Raw genomic sequence first — 20410 nt, 5'->3', positions numbered from 1 at the left:
TGTCGGGTACAAGGTGATGAAATTCCGGCGGATTTTGTAGTTGCGCGAGCTTTGGTATATGGTATACCAGCATCAAGGCTGACTTGAAGTTCGCCGCACGAGGGTTTGGGAGCGTCTTTCCATGAATATCCACGAATACCAGGCCAAGGCTCTGCTGCATGAATTCGGCGTGCCGATCTCGCGCGGCGTGCCGGTGCTGAAGCCGGAAGATGCCGACGCGGCGGCAAAGCAGCTCCCCGGCCCGATCTGGGTGGTGAAGAGCCAGATCCATGCCGGCGGTCGCGGCAAGGGCAAGTTCAAGGAGGCATCCGCCGGCGACAAGGGCGGTGTCCGCATCGCCAAGTCGGTTGCCGAAGTCGACGAGTTCGCCAAGCAGATGCTCGGCGCGACGCTGGTCACGGTGCAGACCGGCCCGCACGGCAAGCAGGTCAACCGCCTCTACATCGAGGAAGGCTCCGACATCGACAAGGAGTTCTATCTCTCGATCCTGGTCAATCGCGAGACCTCCGAGATTTCCTTCGTGGTGTCGACCGAAGGCGGCGTCAACATCGAGGACGTCGCGCATTCGACCCCGGAAAAGATCGTCTCGTTCTCGGTCGATCCCGCCACCGGCATCATGCCTCACCACGGCCGCACGGTTGCCGAGGCGCTGAAGCTGAAGGGCGATCTCGCCAAGCAGGCCGAGAAGCTGACCGGCCAGCTCTATGCAGCGTTCGCCGCCAAGGACATGGCGATGCTCGAGATCAACCCGCTCGTCGTCACCAAGCAGGGCCAGCTCCGCGTGCTCGACGCCAAGGTGTCGTTCGACAGCAACGCGCTCTACCGTCATCCGGATGTGGTCGCGCTGCGCGACGAGTCCGAGGAGGACGCCAAGGAGATCGAGGCGTCGAAATATGACCTCAACTATGTCGCGCTCGACGGCACGATCGGCTGCATGGTCAACGGCGCCGGCCTCGCCATGGCGACGATGGACATCATCAAGCTCTACGGCATGGAGCCGGCGAACTTCCTCGACGTCGGCGGCGGCGCCAGCGTCGAGAAGGTCGCAGCGGCGTTCAAGATCATCACCGCCGATCCGAACGTGAAGGGCATCCTGGTCAACATCTTCGGCGGCATCATGAAGTGCGACGTGATCGCCGAGGGCGTGGTCGCCGCGGTGAAGCAGGTCGGCCTCAAGGTGCCGCTGGTGGTGCGCCTCGAAGGCACCAATGTCGAGCAGGGCAAGAAGATCATCCGCGAGAGCGGCCTCAACGTCGTGCCCGCCGACAATCTCGATGATGCCGCGCAGAAGATCGTGAAAGCCGTCAAGGGAGGCTAACGATGGCCGATCATCTCGACGCTCCGACCCCGCTGGACGAACACCGCAAGCTCGCGGTTTTCGCGGGCGAGTGGAACGGCGAAGAGATGGTCTATCCGTCGCGCTGGACCGCCGGCGGTCCGGCTACCTCGCATGTCGTCGCGCGCATCGCGCTCAACGGTTTCTACCTGATCCAGGACAGCGTGCAGACCCGCGACGGCAAGGAGAGCTTCGCCACCCACGGCGTCTTCACCTACGACCGCGAGGATCGGGCCTACCGATTGTTCTGGCACGATTCACTCGGCTACTACCCTCCGTCGCCGGCGTCCGGCGGCTGGGCGGGCAAGTCGCTGATCCTGGTGCGCGGCTCGCTGCGCGGCAATGCGCGTCATGTCTACGAGGTCGTCGACGACAACACCTACAACATGAAGATCCAATTCTCGCCTGACGCGGAAGGGTGGGCCGACGTGCTCACCGGCGTGTACCGGCGTATCCACTGAACCCTTCACCGATCGTCTCGCGAAAGCATCTCGAACCATGTCCATTCTGATCGACAAGAACACCAAGGTCATCTGCCAGGGCTTCACCGGCAAGAACGGCACGTTCCATTCGGAAGCGGCGATCGCTTACGGCACCAAGATGGTCGGCGGTGTGGCGCCGGGCAAAGGCGGCTCGACGCATCTCAACCTGCCGGTGTTCGACACCGTCGCGGACGCGCGCGCGAAGACCGGCGCCGACGCCAGCGTGGTCTACGTCCCGCCGCCGGGCGCGGCGGACGCGATCTGCGAGGCGATCGATGCCGAGATCCCGCTGATCGTCTGCATCACCGAGGGCATTCCGGTGCTCGACATGGTGCGCGTCAAGCGCTCGCTGTCGGGTTCGAAGTCGCGACTGATCGGGCCGAATTGCCCCGGTGTGATGACCGCCGGCGAGTGCAAGATCGGCATCATGCCGGCCAACATCTTCAAGCCCGGCTCGGTCGGCATCGTCTCCCGCTCCGGCACCCTGACCTATGAGGCGGTGTTCCAGACCACCCAGGAGGGTCTCGGCCAGACCACGGCGGTCGGCATCGGCGGCGACCCGGTCAAGGGCACCGAGTTCATCGACGTGCTGGAGATGTTCCTGGCCGACGAGAAGACCAAGTCGATCGTCATGATCGGCGAAATCGGCGGCTCCGCCGAGGAAGATGCCGCCCAGTTCCTGAAGGACGAGGCCAAGCGCGGCCGCAAGAAGCCGATGGTCGGCTTCATCGCCGGTGTCACCGCACCTCCCGGCCGCCGCATGGGTCATGCCGGCGCGATCATCTCCGGCGGCAAGGGCGATGCCGGTTCCAAGACCGCGGCGATGGAAGCCGCCGGCATCAAGGTGTCGCCGTCGCCGGCGCGCCTCGGGCACACGCTCGCCGAGATGCTGAAGTAACCGCCGTCGGGCAAAGTTCCCTTCGGGGTTTGGCGTAGTTTTGGGCGGGTTCTCCTTGGGGAACCCGCCTTTTTATTGCACTTTGCAGCCAGAATGCCGATCAATAAAATATGAAAATAAGTTCATTTCTTGGTTCTTTTAGGCAGGAATATCTGTCCTAGATAGGGTAAAGGGTATCAATCCAGCCGGCGCACTTCCAGACCGGCACCAGCGCCGTCTCCTACGCGCGAACCGAAATAAATCACCAGGACTGCCCCATGTCTCGCCAAGACGCGAACGCCGCTTTTGCACTCTCATCATTCCTGCAGGGCACCAACGCCGCTTACATCGACGACCTCTACGCCCGGTACGAGCAGGACCCGTCGTCGGTCGACGCCGAATGGCAGGATTTCTTCAAGAGCCTGAAGGACGCCCCAGCCGACGTCCAGAAGAACGCCGACGGCGCCTCGTGGGGCCGCGCCAACTGGCCGGTGACGCCGCGTGACGAGCTGACCTCGGCGCTCGACGGCAACTGGGCCCAGGTCGAGAAGGCGGTCGGCACCAAGCTCGCCGCCAAGGCGCAGGCCAAGGGCGCCGAGCTATCTGACGCCGACGTGCATCAGGCCACCCGCGATTCGGTTCGCGCGCTGATGCTGATCCGCGCTTACCGCATGCGCGGTCATTTCCATGCCAAGCTCGATCCGCTCGGCATCGAGGCGCCGCGCGACCGCGAGGAGCTGGATCCGCGCTCCTACGGCTTCAGCGAGGCCGACTTCGATCGCAAGATCTTCCTCGACCACGTGCTCGGCCTCGAATACGGCACGCTGCGCGAGATCGTCCAGATCTGCGAGCGCACCTACTGCCAGACGCTCGGCGTCGAGTTCATGCACATCTCGAATGCCGCGCAGAAGGCGTGGATCCAGGAGCGCATCGAAGGTCCGGACAAGGAGATCAGCTTTACGCCCGAGGGGCGCCGCGCGATCCTCAACAAGCTGATCGAGGCCGACGGCTTCGAGAAGTTCTGCGACACCAAATTCACCGGCACCAAGCGCTTCGGCCTCGACGGCGGCGAATCGCTGATCCCGGCGCTGGAACAGATCATCAAGCGCGGCGGCAATCTCGGCGTGAAGGAGATCGTGTTCGGCATGCCGCATCGCGGCCGCCTCAACGTGCTGACCCAGGTGATGGGCAAGTCGCACCGCGCGCTGTTCCATGAGTTCAAGGGCGGCTCGGCCAATCCCGACGATGTCGAGGGCTCCGGTGACGTCAAGTATCACCTCGGCGCGTCCTCGGACCGCGAGTTCGACGGCAACAACATCCATCTATCGCTGACCGCCAACCCGTCGCATCTCGAGATCGTCGATCCCGTCGTGATGGGCAAGGTGCGCGCCAAGCAGGATCAGCACGGCGATCCGCCGGACATGCGCATCTCGGTCCTGCCGCTCTTGATGCACGGCGACGCGGCGTTCGCGGGCCAGGGCGTGGTGGCGGAATGCTTCAGCCTGTCCGACCTGAAGGGCTACCGCACCGGCGGCTCGCTGCACTTCATCGTCAACAACCAGATCGGCTTCACCACCTATCCGCGCTACTCGCGTTCGTCGCCCTATCCGTCCGACGTCGCGAAGATGATCGATGCGCCGATCTTCCATGTGAATGGCGACGATCCGGAGGCCGTGGTGTTCGCGGCCAAGGTCGCGATCGAGTTCCGGCAGAAATTCCACAAGCCGGTCGTCATCGACATGTTCTGCTACCGGCGTCACGGCCACAACGAGGGCGATGAGCCGGCGTTCACCCAGCCGGTGATGTACAAGCGGATCGCCTCGCATCCGTCGACGCTGGAGATCTACGCCAAGCGGCTGGTCGCCGACGGCGTATTGACCGAGGGCGAGGTCGAGAAGGCCAAGGCCGATTGGCGCGCACGGCTCGATGCCGAGCTCGAAGCCGGCTCGGGCTACAAGCCGAACAAGGCCGACTGGCTCGACGGCAAATGGGCCGGCTTCAAGTCGGCCGATCAGGAAGAAGACGCGCGCCGCGGCGTCACCGGTGTCGATGTCGCCGTGCTCAAGGAGATCGGCCGCAAGATCACCAGGGTGCCGGACGGCTTCCGCGCCCACCGCACCATTCAGCGCTTCCTCGACAATCGCGCCAAGGCGATCGACACCGGCGTCGGCATCGACTGGGCGACCGGCGAGGCGCTGGCGTTCTGCACGCTGCTGCAGGAGGGCCATCATGTGCGCCTGTCCGGCCAGGATTCCGAGCGCGGCACCTTCTCGCAGCGCCATTCGGTCCTGATCGATCAGGAGGACGAGAGCCGCTACACGCCGTTCAACCATCTCGGCGGCGAGGACACCGGCCATTACGAGGTCATCAACTCGCTGCTGTCGGAAGAGGCGGTGCTCGGCTTCGAGTACGGCTACTCGCTGGCCGAGCCGAATGCGCTGGCGCTCTGGGAAGCCCAGTTCGGCGACTTCGCCAATGGCGCCCAGGTGGTGTTCGACCAGTTCATCTCCTCGGGTGAACGCAAATGGCTGCGCATGTCGGGTCTCGTCTGCCTGCTGCCGCATGGCTATGAGGGGCAGGGACCGGAGCACTCCTCCGCGCGCCTCGAGCGTTATTTGCAGATGTGTGCCGAGGACAACATGCAGGTGGTCAATCCGACCACGCCTGCGAACTACTTCCATGTGCTGCGGCGCCAGCTGCATCGCGAAATCCGCAAGCCGCTGATCCTGATGACGCCGAAGTCGCTGCTGCGTCACAAGCGCGCCGTGTCGCGGCTCGACGAGCTCGGCAAGAACGCGACCTTCCACCGCATCCTGTACGATGACGCGCAGATGCTGCCGGACGAGAAGATCAAGCTGGTGCCGGACGACAAGATCCGTCGCGTCGTGCTGTGCTCCGGCAAGGTCTATTACGACCTGTACGAGGAGCGCGAGAAGCGCGGCATCGACGACATCTATCTGATGCGCATCGAGCAGTTGTACCCGGTGCCGCTGAAGGCGCTGGTGCAGGAGCTCGGCCGCTTCAAGGGTGCCGAGGTGGTCTGGTGCCAGGAAGAGCCCCGCAACATGGGCTCCTGGCACTTCATCGAGCCCTATCTGGAATGGGTGCTCAACCAGACCCACGCCGCCAACAAGCGTCCGCGCTATGCCGGCCGTCCGGCATCGGCGGCGACCGCCACCGGTTTGATGTCCAAACATCTGGCGCAGCTCAAGGCGCTGCTCGACGACGCTCTGAACTAACGGCCTTCACTGAAGCCATGCCCCGCCTTGTGCGCAATTGCGCACTGGAGCGGGGCATCCGGTATCCCGCGTCATCCAGCCTCACCGCTGTCGTCACGGAGTACCGGGTCGTTCGCTTTGGCGGACGGTGGCGGACCAGGTTTGCGACTGCCAATTTTGCGACCGCAAGGTTATCGAGGAAAAGATCATGACTGAAATTCGCGTTCCAACGCTCGGTGAATCCGTGACTGAGGCCACGATCGGCCGCTGGTTCAAGAAGGCCGGCGAGGCCGTCGCGGTGGACGAGCCGTTGGTGGAGCTGGAGACCGACAAGGTCACCATCGAGGTGCCCGCGCCGGTCGCCGGCACGCTGGGCGAGATCATCGCCAAGGACGGCGAGACCGTCGCCGTCGGCGCGCTGCTCGGCCAGATCAATGACGGCGCGGCTCCGGCCAAGCCGGCTGCAGCCGCCGCTCCGGCCAAGGCTGCCGCCGCGGCGCCTGCCGCCGCTCCCGCACCGGCCCCTGCCGCGCCCAAGGTGCCGCCGGCGGATGCGCCGCTCGCGCCTTCGGTGCGCAAGCTGTCCGCCGAAAGCGGCGTCGACGCCTCCACCGTTCCGGGCTCGGGCAAGGATGGCCGCGTGACCAAGGGCGACATGCTGGCCGCGATCGAGAAGGCCGCCTCGGCGCCGACCCCGGTCAACCAGCCGGCCGCCGCCGTGCAGGTTCGTGCGCCCTCGCCGGCGGACGACGCCGCGCGCGAGGAGCGCGTGAAGATGACCCGGCTGCGCCAGACCATCGCGCGCCGCCTCAAGGACGTGCAGAACACCGCCGCGATGCTGACGACCTTCAACGAGGTCGACATGACCGAGGTGATGAAGCTGCGCGCCCTCTACAAGGATACGTTCGAGAAGAAGCACGGCTCGAAGCTCGGCTTCATGGGCTTCTTCACCAAGGCGGTGGTGCAGGGGCTGAAGGACATTCCGGCCGTCAACGCCGAGATCGACGGCTCCGACCTGATCTACAAGAACTACTACCACATCGGCGTTGCGGTCGGCACCGACCGCGGCCTGGTGGTGCCTGTGGTGCGCGACTGTGACCACAAGTCGATCGCCGAGATCGAGAAGTCGATCGCCGATTACGGCCGTCGCGCCCGCGACGGTCAGCTCAAGATCGACGAGATGCAGGGCGGCACCTTCACGATCACCAATGGCGGCATCTACGGCTCGCTGATGTCGACGCCGATCCTCAACGCGCCGCAGTCCGGCATCCTCGGCATGCACAAGATCCAGGAGCGGCCTATGGTGGTCGGCGGCAAGATCGAGGTGCGCCCGATGATGTATCTGGCGCTGTCCTACGATCACCGCGTCATCGACGGCAAGGAAGCGGTCACCTTCCTGGTGCGCGTCAAGGAGAGCCTGGAAGATCCGGCCCGGCTGGTGCTGGATCTCTGAGGTCATATCGCGCGCGGCGCCCGATCGGCTCGGGCGTCGCGATTCGTTGGGTGCTCACGTTTGGGGATCAATGTGACGGACAAGGTCGTTGTCATCACCGGCGGCAGCCGCGGCATTGGCCGCGCCACCGCACTTGCGGCTGCAGCGCGCGGCTATCGCGTGGTGGTCGGGTACGCCTCCAACCAGGCTGCGGCCAACGAGGTCGTCGCCGCGATCGAGGCCAGCAACGGCAAGGCGATCGCGGTGAAGTGCGACGTCGGCAGCGAGCAGGACATCCTGGCGCTGTTCAAGGCGGCAGATAGCTTCGGCACGCTCGGCGCGCTCGTCAACAATGCCGGTATCGTCGGCAAGAGCGGTGTGCGCGTCGACGAGATGTCGGCCGAGCGCATCCAGCAGATGATGGCGGTCAACGTCACCGGCAGCATCCTGTGCGCGCGCGAGGCGGTGAAGCGGATGTCGACCAAGCACGGCGGTGCAGGCGGCGTCATCGTCAACCTCTCCTCGGTCGCGGCAAAGCTCGGCGCGCCCAACACCTATGTCGACTATGCCGCCTCCAAGGGGGCGATCGATTCCTTCACGATCGGCCTCGGCTACGAAGTCGCCGGTGAAGGCATCCGCGTCGCCGGCATCCGGCCCGGACTGATCGACACCGACATCCACGCCGCGGGCGGCGAGCCCGATCGCGCCCATCGGCTGGCCCATATGGTGCCGATGAAGCGCGTCGGCACCGCGGACGAGATCGCCAACGCCATCGTCTGGCTGATCTCTGACGAAGCCTCCTACGTCACCAGCGCGATCCTCGACGTGTCGGGCGGTCGCTAGAGCACGATCAGCGGGAGCGGTCTTCCGACAAGATCGCGCGCCCGCCTAACTGTCACCGAGTTTAGCTACAGGACCTCAATCATGGCTTCTTACGATCTCGTCGTCATCGGCACTGGCCCCGGCGGTTACGTCTGCGCGATCCGCGCGGCGCAGCTCGGCATGAAGGTTGCCGTCGTCGAGAAGAGCGCGACGCTGGGCGGCACCTGCCTCAATGTCGGCTGCATGCCGTCGAAGGCGCTGCTGCATGCCTCCGAGATGTTCGAGGAAGCCGGGCATTCCTTCGCCAAGATGGGTGTCAGCGTCTCCGCGCCGAAGCTCGATCTGCCCGCGATGATGGACTTCAAGCAGCAGGGCATCGACGGCAACGTCAAGGGCGTCGAGTTCCTGATGAAGAAGAACAAGATCGACGTCCTCAAGGGCACCGGCAAGATCATCAGCGCCGGCAAGGTCGAGGTCTCCGACGACGGCAAGACCGAGACCGTCGAGACCAAGAACATCGTCATCGCGACGGGCTCGGACATCGCGCGGTTGAAGGGCATCGAGATCGACGAGAAGCGCATCGTGTCGTCGACCGGCGCGCTGTCGCTGGAGAAGGTGCCGTCGAGCCTGCTGATCGTCGGCGCCGGCGTGATCGGGCTCGAGCTCGGTTCGGTCTGGCATCGTCTCGGTGCCAAGGTCACCGTGGTGGAATTCCTCGATCGCATCCTGCCCGGCATGGACGGCGAGGTGGCGAAGCAATTCCAGCGCCTGCTGGAGAAGCAGGGCTTTGCCTTCAAGCTCGGCGCCAAGGTCACAGCGGTCGACACCTCGGGCAAGACGCTCCAGGCCAAGGTCGAGCCGGCCGCGGGCGGCGCTGCGGAAACCATCGAAGCCGACGTCGTACTCGTGTGCATCGGCCGCGTGCCCTACACCGAGGGCCTCGGGTTGAAGGAAGCCGGCGTTGCGCTCGACAATCGCGGCCGCGTCGAGATCGACGCGCACTTCTCGACCAATGTGAAGGGCATCTACGCGATCGGCGACGTCGTCGCGGGGCCGATGCTTGCGCACAAGGCGGAAGACGAGGGCGTTGCCTGCGCGGAGATCATCGCGGGCCAGGCCGGCCATGTGAACTACGACGTCATTCCAGGTGTTGTGTATACCACGCCGGAAGTGTCGTCGGTCGGCAAGACCGAGGAAGATCTCAAGCAAGCCGGCATCGCTTATACCGTCGGCAAATTCCCCTTCACCGCGAACGGCCGCTCCAAGGTCAACCAGACCACCGAGGGCTTCGTAAAGGTTCTCGCAGATGCGAAGACCGATCGGGTGCTCGGCGTGCACATTGTCGGCCGGGAAGCCGGCGAAATGATCCACGAAGCCTGCGTCCTGATGGAATTCGGCGGTTCGGCCGAGGATCTGGCGCGCACCTGCCACGCACATCCGACCCGCTCTGAGGCGATCAAGGAAGCCGCGCTTGCGGTGGGCAAGCGCGCCATCCATATGTGATCAACCGTCCGGCGCGAGCCGGGTAGAGATCATAGTGATGTTGCGCCGCCTGCTTCAGCCGTTCTGGGTCCTGCTTGCGATCATCTTCCTGATCGAGGCTTGGCTATGGGATCACGTCGAGCCGATCGTGGCCCGGGTGGTGGCGTGGATCCCGCTGCGCGCGCTCAAGCAATGGCTTGCCGACCGGGTCGATGCGCTGTCGCCGGCGATGACGCTGATCGTCTTCGTCGTGCCGCTGATCCCGCTGTTTCCGCTCAAGCTGGTCGGCCTCTGGCTGTTGGCGAACCAGTACTGGTTCAGCGCGGTCTCGCTGATCCTGTTCGCCAAGATCGTCGGCGTCGGCGTCACCGCATTCCTGTTCGACGTGACACGGTCGAAACTGCTTGAGATGCCCTGGTTCGAGGCGCTTTATAACTTCGTGATGGCGCTGCGCGCCAAGGCCACCGAGCTGGTCGATCCGATCAAGCGGCGCATCCTCGAGATGATCAGTGGCGATGGTGACGGCTGGACGGCACGGACGCTGCGCCTGATCGCCCGCTTCCGCAAAAGCGTCCACCAGACCAGCAAGGTTCTCTAAGCAAGACCTTTTGTACCGTCATCCTGAGGAGCGCGCATTGCGCGTGTCTCGAAGGATGCACGGCCACCAGCCGGGCCGTCGACCCTTCGAGACGCCGCTTCGCGGCTCCTCAGGGTGACGGGGTGATTGCTCTGCTTGCTCAGTGTCATCACCCGCGCATGCGGGTGATCCAGTATTCCAGAGACCGCAGTGCTCGAGCCGAGGGGCCGCGGCGTACTGGATCGCCCGGTCCATGTGCGCAATTGCACACAGGCCGGGCGATGACCGCGGTGGACGAGGATATAGCCTCACATCCTCTCAGGATGACGGTCGCGCAGGGGAGTCGTGCGCCTCAATGCAGATGCAGCAGGTGCGGCTGGAGCAGGCCGAGCAAGGTCATCACGACGCCGGCGAGCGTCACCAGGCCGGACACCCAGGCCAGCGCGGCGATGCCGGTGATGATGGTCGCGGACGCCAGCACGATGGCGATCTGGAAGGCGGCGGAGGCAAGTTCGAAGTGATGATATTTCGCGGTGGCCTCGTCGCGCTCATGCTCGGCGTGCTTGGCGCGTTCGGAGAGTTGCTCCGAGCCCTCGCCGGTCTCCGGCTCCGAGCGGTAGCGTGCCGCGGTCTTCTGCCAGTCGTCGATCTGCTTCTGCAGCGCGGCCTTGGCCGCCTCATCGGTGGTGGTCGCGAGGTTCAGCTTGCCCTGTTCGGCTGCGGTCTGCACCGCGGTGCGGCGGATGCTCTTGGCCTGGAAGAAAGCCCAGAGGTTGGAGGCCTCGACGTTCTTGCTGATCGATTCGGTCTGGGCGCCCTTGCCGAGCGTTTCCGACAGCGCAAGGCAGAGCGCGATCACGGCGATCAGGAGGGCGATCTTCCTGTTCTCGCCCGACGCATGCTCGGCATGCTCCGCCTGCTCCATACTTTCATGTGCGCTCATGATTCCCCCTCCGGATGAGACCGCGCCACGATTGCTGAATGCGGCGCACAAGGCAAGTGCCGAGCGATTTGTGGCAGCCGTATGAATATGAACGGCGCAAGATGAACGGCGCGTTGATGCCGGCCCCGCGCCTTGTTTTCAACTCAGGCCCGCGCGTTCAGCCGCGCGGGTGCGCGGAGCGATAGACTTCCAGCAGGCGCTCGCTGTCGATGCCGGTGTAGATCTGCGTGGTCGACAGCGATGCGTGGCCGAGCAATTCCTGGATCGCGCGCAAATCGCCGCCGCGGCTGAGCAGATGCGTGGCGAAGGAGTGCCGCAGCGCATGCGGCGTTGCGCTGTCGGGCAGGCCGAGCGCGCCGCGCAGCCGCTCCATGGTGAGCTGGATGATGCGCGGGCTTAAGGGGCCGCCGCGCGCACCGACGAACATCGGCCCGGTCGGGCTGAGCTGATGCGGACAGATCGCCGCATAGTCCGCGATCAATTGCAGCACGTTCTGCAGCACCGGCACCATGCGGGTCTTGTTGCCCTTGCCGGTGACGACCAGCACGTCGCCTTCGCCCGGCTTCGGCACGTCGCGGCGCTTCAGCCCCAATGCTTCGGAGATGCGCAGGCCCGAGCCATAGAGCAGCGCCATCACGGCGGCGTCACGCACCAGGATCCAGGTCTCGCGGGTTTCGCCGGCGCGCTCGTCGGCGTCGGCAAAGCGTTTCGCCGCTTCCATATGGATCGGCTTCGGCAGGCTCTTCGCCACCTTGGGGGCGCGGATAGCCGACAGCGCACCGACCTTGCCCTTGCCCTCGCGTTCCAGGAAACGTCCGAACGAGCGCAGGCCCGCCAGCGCCCGCATCAGCGATCGCCCGCCGATTTCGTCGGCGCGGCGCATCGCCATGAAGGCGCGGACGTCACTGGCCTCGAGCGCGGAAAATGCCGCAAGCGTCACGCGCGTGCCCCAGTGCCCGGCCAGGAAGACCAGGCATTGACGCACATCGCGGGCGTAGGCCTCGAGCGTCTTCGGCGACAGTCGCCGCTCGGCGCGCAGATGCGACAGCCAGCGCGTCATCTCCTGCGTGACCGACACGTCGGCGCAGTCGAGCTCGAGCGGTTGCATGGGCTGATCGGTCCGGGCCATGTCTTGAGCGGCAAGTCCTTAAGGGCTATTGGCGCTGCTGATCTCCTGATTATATCGCACTGCCTTCGTTTACCGTTCGCTAAGAGAGCGCAGCGGTGCTAGCCCCGGCTCAAAGCTCTGATTCAATGGACCACACCACGCGCCCCAGCCCAGCCCCCGCATCGACGACACGCGTCGTCGACGTGCTGGTGCCTGTCGCGCTGAATCAGACCTATTCCTACCGCGTGCCGCGCGGCATGGAGCTTGTGCCCGGCGACGTGATCTCTGTTCCGCTGGGGCCGCGCGAGGTCGTCGCGGTGGTGTGGGCCGAGAATGCCAGGCCGGATCCGCGGCTGCACAACCGGCTCAAGGACGTCAGCGAGAAGCTCGATGTTCCGCCGCTCAGGGCCGAGCTGCGCCAGCTCGTCGACTGGGTCTCCACTTACACCTTGTCGGCGCGCGGCATGGTGCTGCGGATGACGCTGCGGATGGGCGAGAACCTCGGGCCGGAGCGGATGCGGCTCGGGGTGCGCCTCGTAGGCGAGCCGCCGCAGCGCCTGACACCGGCGCGCCGGCGGCTGATCGAGGTGCTGTCGGATGGCTTGCTGCACGGCAAGTCCGAGGCGGCGCGGGAGGCCGGTGTCAGCTCGGGCGTGGTCGACGGCCTGGTCGACGAGGGCACGCTGACGGTCGAGGCGATGCCGCCGCCCGCACCGCCACCGATTCCTGATCCTTCCTACGCGCAGCCGGATTTCTCGCGCGAGCAGCGCAGTGCGGTCGACGTGATGCGGACGCTGGCGGCGAGCGGCAGCTTTCACGTCGCACTGCTCGACGGCGTCACCGGTTCCGGCAAGACCGAGGTCTATTTCGAGGCGATTGCGGAGAATATCCGACGCGGCAAGCAGACCCTGATCCTGATGCCGGAAATCGCGCTGACCGGCCAGTTCCTCGACCGCTTCGCGCAGCGCTTCGGCGTGCGGCCGCTGGAATGGCATTCGGAGCTCACGCCGCGCACGCGGGCACGAAACTGGGCTGCGATTTCCGAGGGCAAGGCGCCGGTCGTGGTCGGCGCCCGCTCGGCGCTGTTCCTGCCCTATGCCGATCTCGGTCTCATCATCGTCGATGAGGAGCACGACCAGGCCTACAAGCAGGATGACGGTGCGCATTATCACGCGCGCGACATGGCGGTGGTCCGCGCCCATATCGCGAAGATCCCGATCGTGCTGGCGTCGGCCACGCCCTCGGTCGAGAGCGAGGTCAATGCGCGCAAGGGGCGCTACCAGCGCGTGGCGCTGCCGTCGCGGTTCGGCGGCCAGCACATGCCGCATATCGAGGCGATCGACATGCGCCGTGCGCCGCCGCCGCGCGGCCGCTTCATCTCGCCCGTTCTGGCTGAGCAGATTCGCCATGCGATCGAGCGCCGCGAGCAGGCGCTGCTGTTCCTCAATCGCCGTGGCTATGCGCCGCTGACGCTCTGCCGCGCCTGCGGCCACCGCTTCGCCTGCACGATCTGCGACGCCTGGCTGGTCGATCATCGCTTCCGGCAGCGGCTGGTCTGTCATCACTGCGGCTTCTCGATGCCGCGCCCGAACATTTGTCCGCATTGCGCGGCAGAGGAATCGCTGGTTGCGGTCGGCCCCGGCGTCGAGCGCCTGCAGGAGGAGGCCGCCAGCATTTTTCCCGAGGCCCGCACCATGGTGCTGTCGAGCGATCTCATCACCTCGATCGAGACCATGCGCAGCGAGCTCAACGAGATTGCCGAGGGTCGCGTCGACATCATCATCGGCACCCAGCTGGTGGCCAAGGGACACAACTTCCCGCGGCTCAATCTGGTCGGGGTCATCGATGCCGATCTCGGCTTGAGCAACGGCGATCCGCGCGCGGCCGAGCGGACGTTCCAGTTGCTGAACCAGGTGGTCGGCCGTGCCGGCCGCGAGCAGGGCCGTGGCGTCGGCTATCTGCAGACCCATCAGCCGGAGCATCCGGTCATCAAGGCCCTGATCGCGAACGATCGCGAGGCGTTCTACGCCAGCGAGATCGATATCCGCGAGCGCACCGGCTATCCGCCGTTCGGCCGGCTGGCGAGCCTGATCGTCTCCGCCGGGGATCGTCCGACAGCGGAGGGGTTTGCCCGCAAGCTCGCTGCGGTCGCGCCGCTCGACGAGCGGATCCAGGTGCTCGGCCCCGCCGAAGCGCCGCTTGCCGTCATCAAGGGCCGCTACCGCTTCCGCCTGCTGGTGAAGTCGCTGCGCAATGTCGACCTGTCGCAATATCTGCGCGAATGGCTGGAGGCAGGTCCGAAGACCAAGGGCAATCTGAAGCTCGAGGTCGACGTCGATCCGCAGAGCTTCCTGTAGGCGAGCCGGCAAAGAAAAAGCCTGCCGTCATTTGCGACGGCAGGCCTTTTGGCGCGAGGCAGGCCTCGCGGCCGATACGCAACGCAACGCTTACTGATGCGCTTACGAGACGACCTCGGCGGTGACGCGGCCGACGCCGGCACCGGTCAGGCCGATGGCGCGGGCTGCGCCGGTCGAGAGGTCGAGCACGCGGCCGCGGATGAACGGGCCACGATCGTTGATGGTGACGACGACGCTGCGGCCGCCGTGGGTGACGCGGAGCCTGGTGCCGAACGGCAGCGAGCGGTGGGCGGCGGTCATGGCGTTCTGATTGAAGCGCTGGCCGGAAGCGGTGCGGCTGCCCGACTCACTGCCGTAGAAGGAGGCCATCCCCGAAAACGTGTGGCCGCCGGACGGCTGGATCGATGCATTGGCGTCGCGCCAGGACGAACCTTCGGCGCGGGCCTGGTGATGATGGTGGTGGCGATGATGGTGGTGCCTGGACTTCGCGGACGCCTCCGTCACGCTGCCCCCCACCAGGATAGTTGCGGCTACAAACGCAAGCGCCGTGCGCGAGCGGGTTACATTGCCCGCCGCCTTCTTGATATTCAGCATTGATAAGACCCTCAGACAGTATTGCCACTAACGCGGCAAGTGGACCCCCGTCCCTTCGTTGACCATCGCCGTTTGGTTTCGCAATGAGGCACGAATTGGGCAGTAAATCCCGATTGTCTCGGGCTGAAATATCTTGTTACCGCCTCGGGGTATTCAATCGATGTTCCGTAATCTTGGCCTTTAACCAATCTTTAACCAATAATATACTTACGAGTACTGATTAGTAGGCCAGCGGTAAGGTTTCCGTAAGTAATCGCCAAATGAAACGACGGTGCGTTTCGGGTTCCTTGCGCGTTTGGCCATAGGCCCATGCAAATTTCGATGGAACAAATCCGCGGTGGCGCGAATCGGGGGCTGCGCGCTGAATTTCCGCGCGTCGAATTTTTCTGATTCGACCGCCGGGTGCGGTCGCCAAAAACCGCATGCGACAAGGCGGCTCGCACGATGCCGTCATGTTGCACCTGCGCGATTGCTATGTTAGCAAAGCCGCGATTTTAACGGTCCCGGCACGTCCTGTGCCGGTCGAAAATCGAAGTCCCGCTTGAATTCCAAGGGCTTGGATCGCTAGGCGCTGCTTTGGTGGCGACGGTTTTTCCCTTGCGAATTTGACAGCAAAAAAGAGCGAGCACGTGGCTGCTGAAGATCCGTCCGTTTCGGGAGTGTCCGGTCGTTACGCAACGGCCTTGTTCGAGTTGGCGCGCGACGAGCAATCCGTCGATCAAGTCAGGGCCGACCTCGACAAATTCGAGGCCATGCTCAACGAGAGCGCCGATCTCAAGCGCCTCGTCCGCAGTCCGGTGTTTTCCGCGGACGCCCAGCTGAAGGCGCTGACCGTGGTGCTCGACAAGGCCGGTATCGCCGGTACGTCGGCGAAATTCCTCAAGGTGCTCACCGCCAATCGCCGGCTGTTCGCCGTGGCCGATGTGATCCGCGCCTATCGCGCGCTGGTGGCGAAGTTCAAGGGCGAGGCGACTGCCGAAGTCACCGTCGCCGAGCAGCTCAGTGACAAGAATCTCGACGGGCTGAAGGCCGCACTGAAATCAGTGACGGGCAAGGACGTCGCGCTCAACGTGAAGGTCGATCCCTCCATTATTGGTGGCCTGGTGGTCAAGCTCGGCAGCCGCATGGTGGATAGTTCGCTTCGCACCAAACTCAATTCGATCAAGAACGCGATGAAAGAGGCAGGCTGATGGACATCCGCGCCGCAGAAATTTCTGCGATCCTCAAGGACCAGATCAAGAATTTCGGCCAGGAAGCCGAAGTCACCGAAGTTGGCCAGGTGCTGTCGGTCGGTGACGGTATCGCTCGCGTCTACGGTCTCGACAACGTCCAGGCCGGTGAAATGGTCGAGTTCGAGAACGGCACGCGCGGCATGGCGCTCAACCTCGAAACCGACAACGTCGGTATCGTGATTTTCGGCGCCGACCGCGAGATCAAGGAAGGCCAGACCGTCAAGCGCACCCGCGCGATCGTGGACGCGCCCATCGGCAAGGGCCTGCTCGGCCGCGTCGTCGACGCGCTCGGCAATCCGATCGACGGCAAGGGCCCGATCCAGGCCACCGAACGCAAGCGCGTCGACGTCAAGGCGCCCGGCATCATTCCGCGCAAATCGGTCAACGAGCCGATGGCCACCGGCCTGAAGGCGATCGATGCGCTGATTCCGATCGGCCGCGGCCAGCGCGAGCTGATCATCGGCGACCGTCAGACCGGCAAGACCGCGATCGCGCTCGACACCATCCTGAACCAGAAGCCGCTGAACGCCCAGCCGGACGAGAACCTCAAGCTGTATTGCGTCTATGTCGCGATCGGCCAGAAGCGTTCCACCGTCGCGCAGTTCGTCAAGGTGCTCGAAGAGCAGGGTGCGCTGGAATACTCGATCATCGTCGCTGCCACCGCGTCCGATCCGGCGCCGATGCAGTACATCGCGCCGTTCACTGCCTGCACCATGGGCGAGTACTTCCGCGACAACGGCATGCACGCCGTGATCATCTATGACGACTTGTCCAAGCAGGCCGTCGCCTATCGCCAGATGTCGCTGCTGCTGCGCCGCCCGCCGGGCCGCGAAGCCTATCCGGGTGACGTGTTCTATCTGCACTCCCGCCTGCTCGAGCGCGCCGCCAAGCTCAACAAGGAGCATGGCTTGGGCTCGCTGACGGCGCTGCCGGTCATCGAAACCCAGGCCAACGACGTGTCGGCCTACATTCCGACCAACGTGATTTCGATCACCGACGGCCAGATATTCCTGGAAACCGACCTGTTCTTCCAGGGCATCCGTCCCGCCGTGAACGTCGGTCTGTCGGTGTCGCGCGTCGGCTCGTCCGCGCAGACCAAGGCAACCAAGAAGGTCGCCGGCAAGATCAAGGGCGAACTCGCGCAGTACCGCGAAATGGCGGCGTTCGCGCAGTTCGGCTCCGACCTCGACGCCTCGACCCAGCGCCTGCTCAATCGCGGCTCGCGCCTGACCGAACTCCTGAAGCAGCCGCAGTTCTCGCCGCTGAAGATGGAAGAGCAGGTCTGCGTGATCTGGGCCGGCACCAACGGCTACCTCGATCCGCTGCCGCTCAACAAGGTGAAGGCGTTCGAGGACGGCCTGCTCTCGCTGCTGCGCGGCAAGAACGTCGAGATCCTCGACGCGATCCGCACCAGCCGCGATCTGTCCGACGACACCGCTGCCAAGCTCAAGACGGTGGTCGAGGGCTTCGCCAAGACGTTTGCGTAAGAAGACCTTCGCATAAGGGCATCGCCTGGCCGTTGGCCGGACGATAGGAACAGAGAGGCTTGCGATCTGACCGTTGCGGTCGGATTGCCGGGGTGGACGAAGAATGGCGTCACTGAAAGACATGCGGGTCCGCATCGCCTCGACCAAGGCGACGCAGAAGATCACCAAGGCCATGCAGATGGTCGCAGCCTCGAAGCTGCGCCGCGCGCAGAACGCCGCCGAGGCGGCGCGGCCCTATGCCACCAAGATGGACGCGGTGATTTCCAACATCGCTGCCGCGGCCAACGGCTCGCCCGGTGCGCCGGCGCTGCTGGCCGGCACCGGCAGCGACCAGGTGCACCTGCTGCTGGTCTGCACCGGCGAGCGCGGCCTGTCCGGCGCATTCAACTCCGCGATCGTGCGTCTGGCGCGCGAGCGGGCGCAGTCGCTGCTCGCGCAGGGCAAGGAAGTCAAATTCTTCTGCGTCGGCCGCAAGGGCTACGAGCAGCTGCGGCGGACGTTCGAGAAGCGGATCGTCGAGCACCTCGACCTGCGCTCGGTGCGGCAGATCGGCTTCGTCAACGCCGAGGACATCGCCAACAAGGTGCTGGCGCGGTTCGAGGCCGGCGAATTCGATGTCTGCACGCTGTTCTATTCGCGCTTCCAGTCGGTGATCGCGCAGATCCCGACCGCGCAGCAGATCATCCCGCTCGAGGTGGCTGCACCCGCCGCCAGCGCGGCTCCCGCGACCTCGTACGAATACGAGCCGGAAGAGGACCAGATTCTCGGCAGCCTGCTGCCGCGCAACCTCGCGGTGCAGGTCTTCCGCGCGCTGCTGGAGAACAACGCCTCGTTCTACGGCGCGCAGATGAGCGCGATGGACAGCGCGACGCGCAACGCCGGCGAGATGATCCGTAAGCAAACCCTGATTTACAACCGAACCCGTCAGGCCCAGATCACGAAGGAGCTGATCGAGATCATCTCCGGCGCTGAGGCGGTCTAAGGCAGATTTTCGAAGGAGAACAGTCCATGGCTACAGCAGCCAATCAGATCGGTCGCGTTACCCAGGTCACGGGCGCCGTGGTCGACGTGCAGTTCGAAGGCCATCTTCCGGCGATTCTGAATGCGCTCGAGACCAAGAACGGCGGCAACCGCCTGGTGCTCGAAGTCGCACAGCATCTCGGTGAATCGACCGTCCGCACCATCGCGATGGATATCACCGAAGGTCTGGTGCGCGGCCAGGAAGTCACCGACACCGGCGAGCCGATCCGGGTGCCGGTCGGCGAAGGCACGCTCGGCCGCATCATCAACGTCATCGGCGAGCCGATCGACGAAGCCGGTCCGATCAAGTCCGAAGGCCTGCGCGCCATCCACCAGGAAGCGCCGACCTACACCGACCAGTCGACCGAAGCCGAAATTCTCGTCACCGGCATCAAGGTCGTCGATCTTCTTGCTCCGTACGCGAAGGGCGGCAAGATCGGCCTGTTCGGCGGCGCCGGCGTCGGCAAGACCGTGCTGATTCAGGAGCTGATCAACAACGTCGCGAAGGCGCACGGTGGTTACTCCGTGTTCGCCGGCGTCGGCGAGCGGACCCGTGAAGGCAACGACCTCTATCACGAGTTCATCGAATCGAAGGTCAACGCCGATCCGCACAATCCGGATCCGAGCGTGAAGTCGAAGTGCGCGCTGGTGTTCGGCCAGATGAACGAACCGCCGGGCGCCCGCGCCCGCGTCGGTCTGACCGGTCTGACGGTCGCCGAGCACTTCCGCGACCAGGGCCAGGACGTGCTGTTCTTCGTCGACAACATCTTCCGCTTCACCCAGGCGGGTTCGGAAGTGTCGGCGCTGCTGGGCCGTATTCCTTCGGCGGTGGGTTATCAGCCGACGCTCGCGACCGACATGGGCGCGCTGCAGGAGCGCATCACCACCACCCAGAAGGGTTCGATCACCTCGGTGCAGGCGATCTACGTGCCGGCCGACGACTTGACCGACCCGGCGCCCGCCACCTCGTTCGCGCACTTGGACGCCACCACGGTGCTGTCGCGCGCGATCTCGGAAAAGGGCATCTATCCGGCGGTGGACCCGCTCGACTCGACCTCGCGCATGCTGTCGGCGCTCGTTGTCGGTGAAGAGCACTACAACACCGCGCGCCTCGTCCAGCAGATCCTGCAGCGCTACAAGTCGCTGCAGGACATCATCGCCATTCTCGGCATGGACGAACTGTCGGAAGAGGACAAGCTGACCGTCGCCCGCGCCCGCAAGGTCGAGCGCTTCCTGTCGCAGCCGTTCCACGTCGCCGAAATCTTCACCGGCTCGCCCGGCAAGTTCGTCGATCTCGCCGACACCATCAAGGGCTTCCGCGATCTCTGCCAGGGCAAGTACGACCATCTGCCGGAAGCGGCGTTCTACATGGTCGGCACGATCGAAGAAGCCGTCGAGAAGGGCAAGAAGCTCGCCGCCGAGGCGGCCTAAGCTTCATGATGT

16 protein-coding genes are annotated in these 20410 nt (G+C 64.8%); 13 read left to right on the top strand and 3 right to left on the bottom strand.

Features of this window, described 5'->3' with window-relative positions; genetic code table 11:
• The first annotated feature begins 121 nt into the window (after positions 1-121).
• The 8 genes from sucC to ACE10Z_RS42015 all read left to right on the top strand — a co-directional run bounded on the left by sucC (position 122) and on the right by ACE10Z_RS42015 (position 10247).
• Entirely contained in the window at positions 122-1318 is a 1197-nt protein-coding gene (sucC, locus tag ACE10Z_RS42050) for an ADP-forming succinate--CoA ligase subunit beta (RefSeq protein ID WP_097675922.1), read from the top strand.
• A gap of 2 nt (positions 1319-1320) precedes the next feature.
• The gene (locus ACE10Z_RS42045) at positions 1321-1797 is read left to right on the top strand and encodes a DUF1579 family protein (protein WP_212020024.1); all 477 of its coding nucleotides are present in this window, start codon (positions 1321-1323) and stop codon (positions 1795-1797) included.
• Between the two features lie 37 nt (positions 1798-1834).
• Positions 1835-2716, top strand: coding sequence for a succinate--CoA ligase subunit alpha (sucD, locus tag ACE10Z_RS42040; RefSeq protein WP_092121610.1), 882 nt, complete (start codon positions 1835-1837; stop codon positions 2714-2716).
• Positions 2717-2973: 257 nt separating this feature from the next.
• Positions 2974-5934: a 2-oxoglutarate dehydrogenase E1 component gene (locus ACE10Z_RS42035; protein WP_375785931.1), complete on the top strand. Its 2961-nt coding sequence runs from the start codon at positions 2974-2976 to the stop codon at positions 5932-5934.
• A 187-nt stretch (positions 5935-6121) separates the two neighbouring features.
• On the top strand, positions 6122-7366 hold the full coding sequence (odhB, locus tag ACE10Z_RS42030; protein WP_375785930.1) for a 2-oxoglutarate dehydrogenase complex dihydrolipoyllysine-residue succinyltransferase: 1245 nt from the start codon (positions 6122-6124) through the stop codon (positions 7364-7366).
• A 72-nt stretch (positions 7367-7438) separates the two neighbouring features.
• Positions 7439-8188: an SDR family oxidoreductase gene (locus tag ACE10Z_RS42025; RefSeq protein ID WP_375785929.1), complete on the top strand. Its 750-nt coding sequence runs from the start codon at positions 7439-7441 to the stop codon at positions 8186-8188.
• 81 nt (positions 8189-8269) lie between these two features.
• Positions 8270-9670, top strand: a complete 1401-nt coding sequence (gene lpdA / locus ACE10Z_RS42020; protein ID WP_375785928.1) for a dihydrolipoyl dehydrogenase — start codon at positions 8270-8272, stop codon at positions 9668-9670.
• 37 nt (positions 9671-9707) lie between these two features.
• Positions 9708-10247: a hypothetical protein gene (locus ACE10Z_RS42015; protein ID WP_375785927.1), complete on the top strand. Its 540-nt coding sequence runs from the start codon at positions 9708-9710 to the stop codon at positions 10245-10247.
• A gap of 331 nt (positions 10248-10578) precedes the next feature.
• On the opposite strand, the gene ACE10Z_RS42010 is transcribed toward ACE10Z_RS42015, so the two are convergent.
• Together ACE10Z_RS42010 and ACE10Z_RS42005 are read right to left on the bottom strand one after the other, a co-directional pair.
• Positions 10579-11169 carry a DUF4337 domain-containing protein gene (locus ACE10Z_RS42010; protein ID WP_375785926.1) on the bottom strand — a complete coding sequence of 197 codons (591 nt, stop codon included), beginning with the start codon at positions 11167-11169 and terminating at the stop codon, positions 10579-10581.
• A gap of 157 nt (positions 11170-11326) precedes the next feature.
• Positions 11327-12277, bottom strand: coding sequence for a tyrosine recombinase XerC (locus ACE10Z_RS42005; RefSeq protein ID WP_375785925.1), 951 nt, complete (start codon positions 12275-12277; stop codon positions 11327-11329).
• A gap of 146 nt (positions 12278-12423) precedes the next feature.
• Here ACE10Z_RS42005 and ACE10Z_RS42000 point away from each other — a divergent pair, with 146 nt between their 5' ends.
• Entirely contained in the window at positions 12424-14634 is a 2211-nt protein-coding gene (locus tag ACE10Z_RS42000) for a primosomal protein N' (RefSeq protein ID WP_375785924.1), read from the top strand.
• 102 nt (positions 14635-14736) lie between these two features.
• On the opposite strand, the gene ACE10Z_RS41995 is transcribed toward ACE10Z_RS42000, so the two are convergent.
• Positions 14737-15228 (bottom strand): septal ring lytic transglycosylase RlpA family protein, encoded by a 492-nt coding sequence (locus ACE10Z_RS41995; protein ID WP_375785923.1) that lies wholly within the window; start codon positions 15226-15228, stop codon positions 14737-14739.
• A 629-nt stretch (positions 15229-15857) separates the two neighbouring features.
• On the opposite strand from ACE10Z_RS41995, the gene ACE10Z_RS41990 reads away from it, so the two are divergent.
• The 4 genes from ACE10Z_RS41990 (at position 15858) to atpD (ending at position 20398) form a co-directional block, all read left to right on the top strand.
• Positions 15858-16418 carry a F0F1 ATP synthase subunit delta gene (locus tag ACE10Z_RS41990; RefSeq protein WP_375785922.1) on the top strand — a complete coding sequence of 187 codons (561 nt, stop codon included), beginning with the start codon at positions 15858-15860 and terminating at the stop codon, positions 16416-16418.
• The gene (atpA, locus tag ACE10Z_RS41985) at positions 16418-17947 is read left to right on the top strand and encodes a F0F1 ATP synthase subunit alpha (protein ID WP_092121635.1); all 1530 of its coding nucleotides are present in this window, start codon (positions 16418-16420) and stop codon (positions 17945-17947) included. Before ACE10Z_RS41990 ends, atpA begins: the two co-directional genes overlap by 1 nt.
• A gap of 103 nt (positions 17948-18050) precedes the next feature.
• Complete coding sequence (locus tag ACE10Z_RS41980) at positions 18051-18929, top strand: F0F1 ATP synthase subunit gamma (RefSeq protein WP_375785921.1); 879 nt, start codon at positions 18051-18053, stop codon at positions 18927-18929.
• Positions 18930-18955: 26 nt separating this feature from the next.
• On the top strand, positions 18956-20398 hold the full coding sequence (atpD, locus tag ACE10Z_RS41975; protein ID WP_375785920.1) for a F0F1 ATP synthase subunit beta: 1443 nt from the start codon (positions 18956-18958) through the stop codon (positions 20396-20398).
• Positions 20399-20410 lie beyond the last annotated feature (12 nt).

The organism is Bradyrhizobium sp. Pha-3 (assembly GCF_042258615.1).
Taxonomy (GTDB): Bacteria; Pseudomonadota; Alphaproteobacteria; order Rhizobiales; family Xanthobacteraceae; genus Bradyrhizobium.
This window is presented reverse-complemented; position numbering and strand designations above follow the sequence as displayed.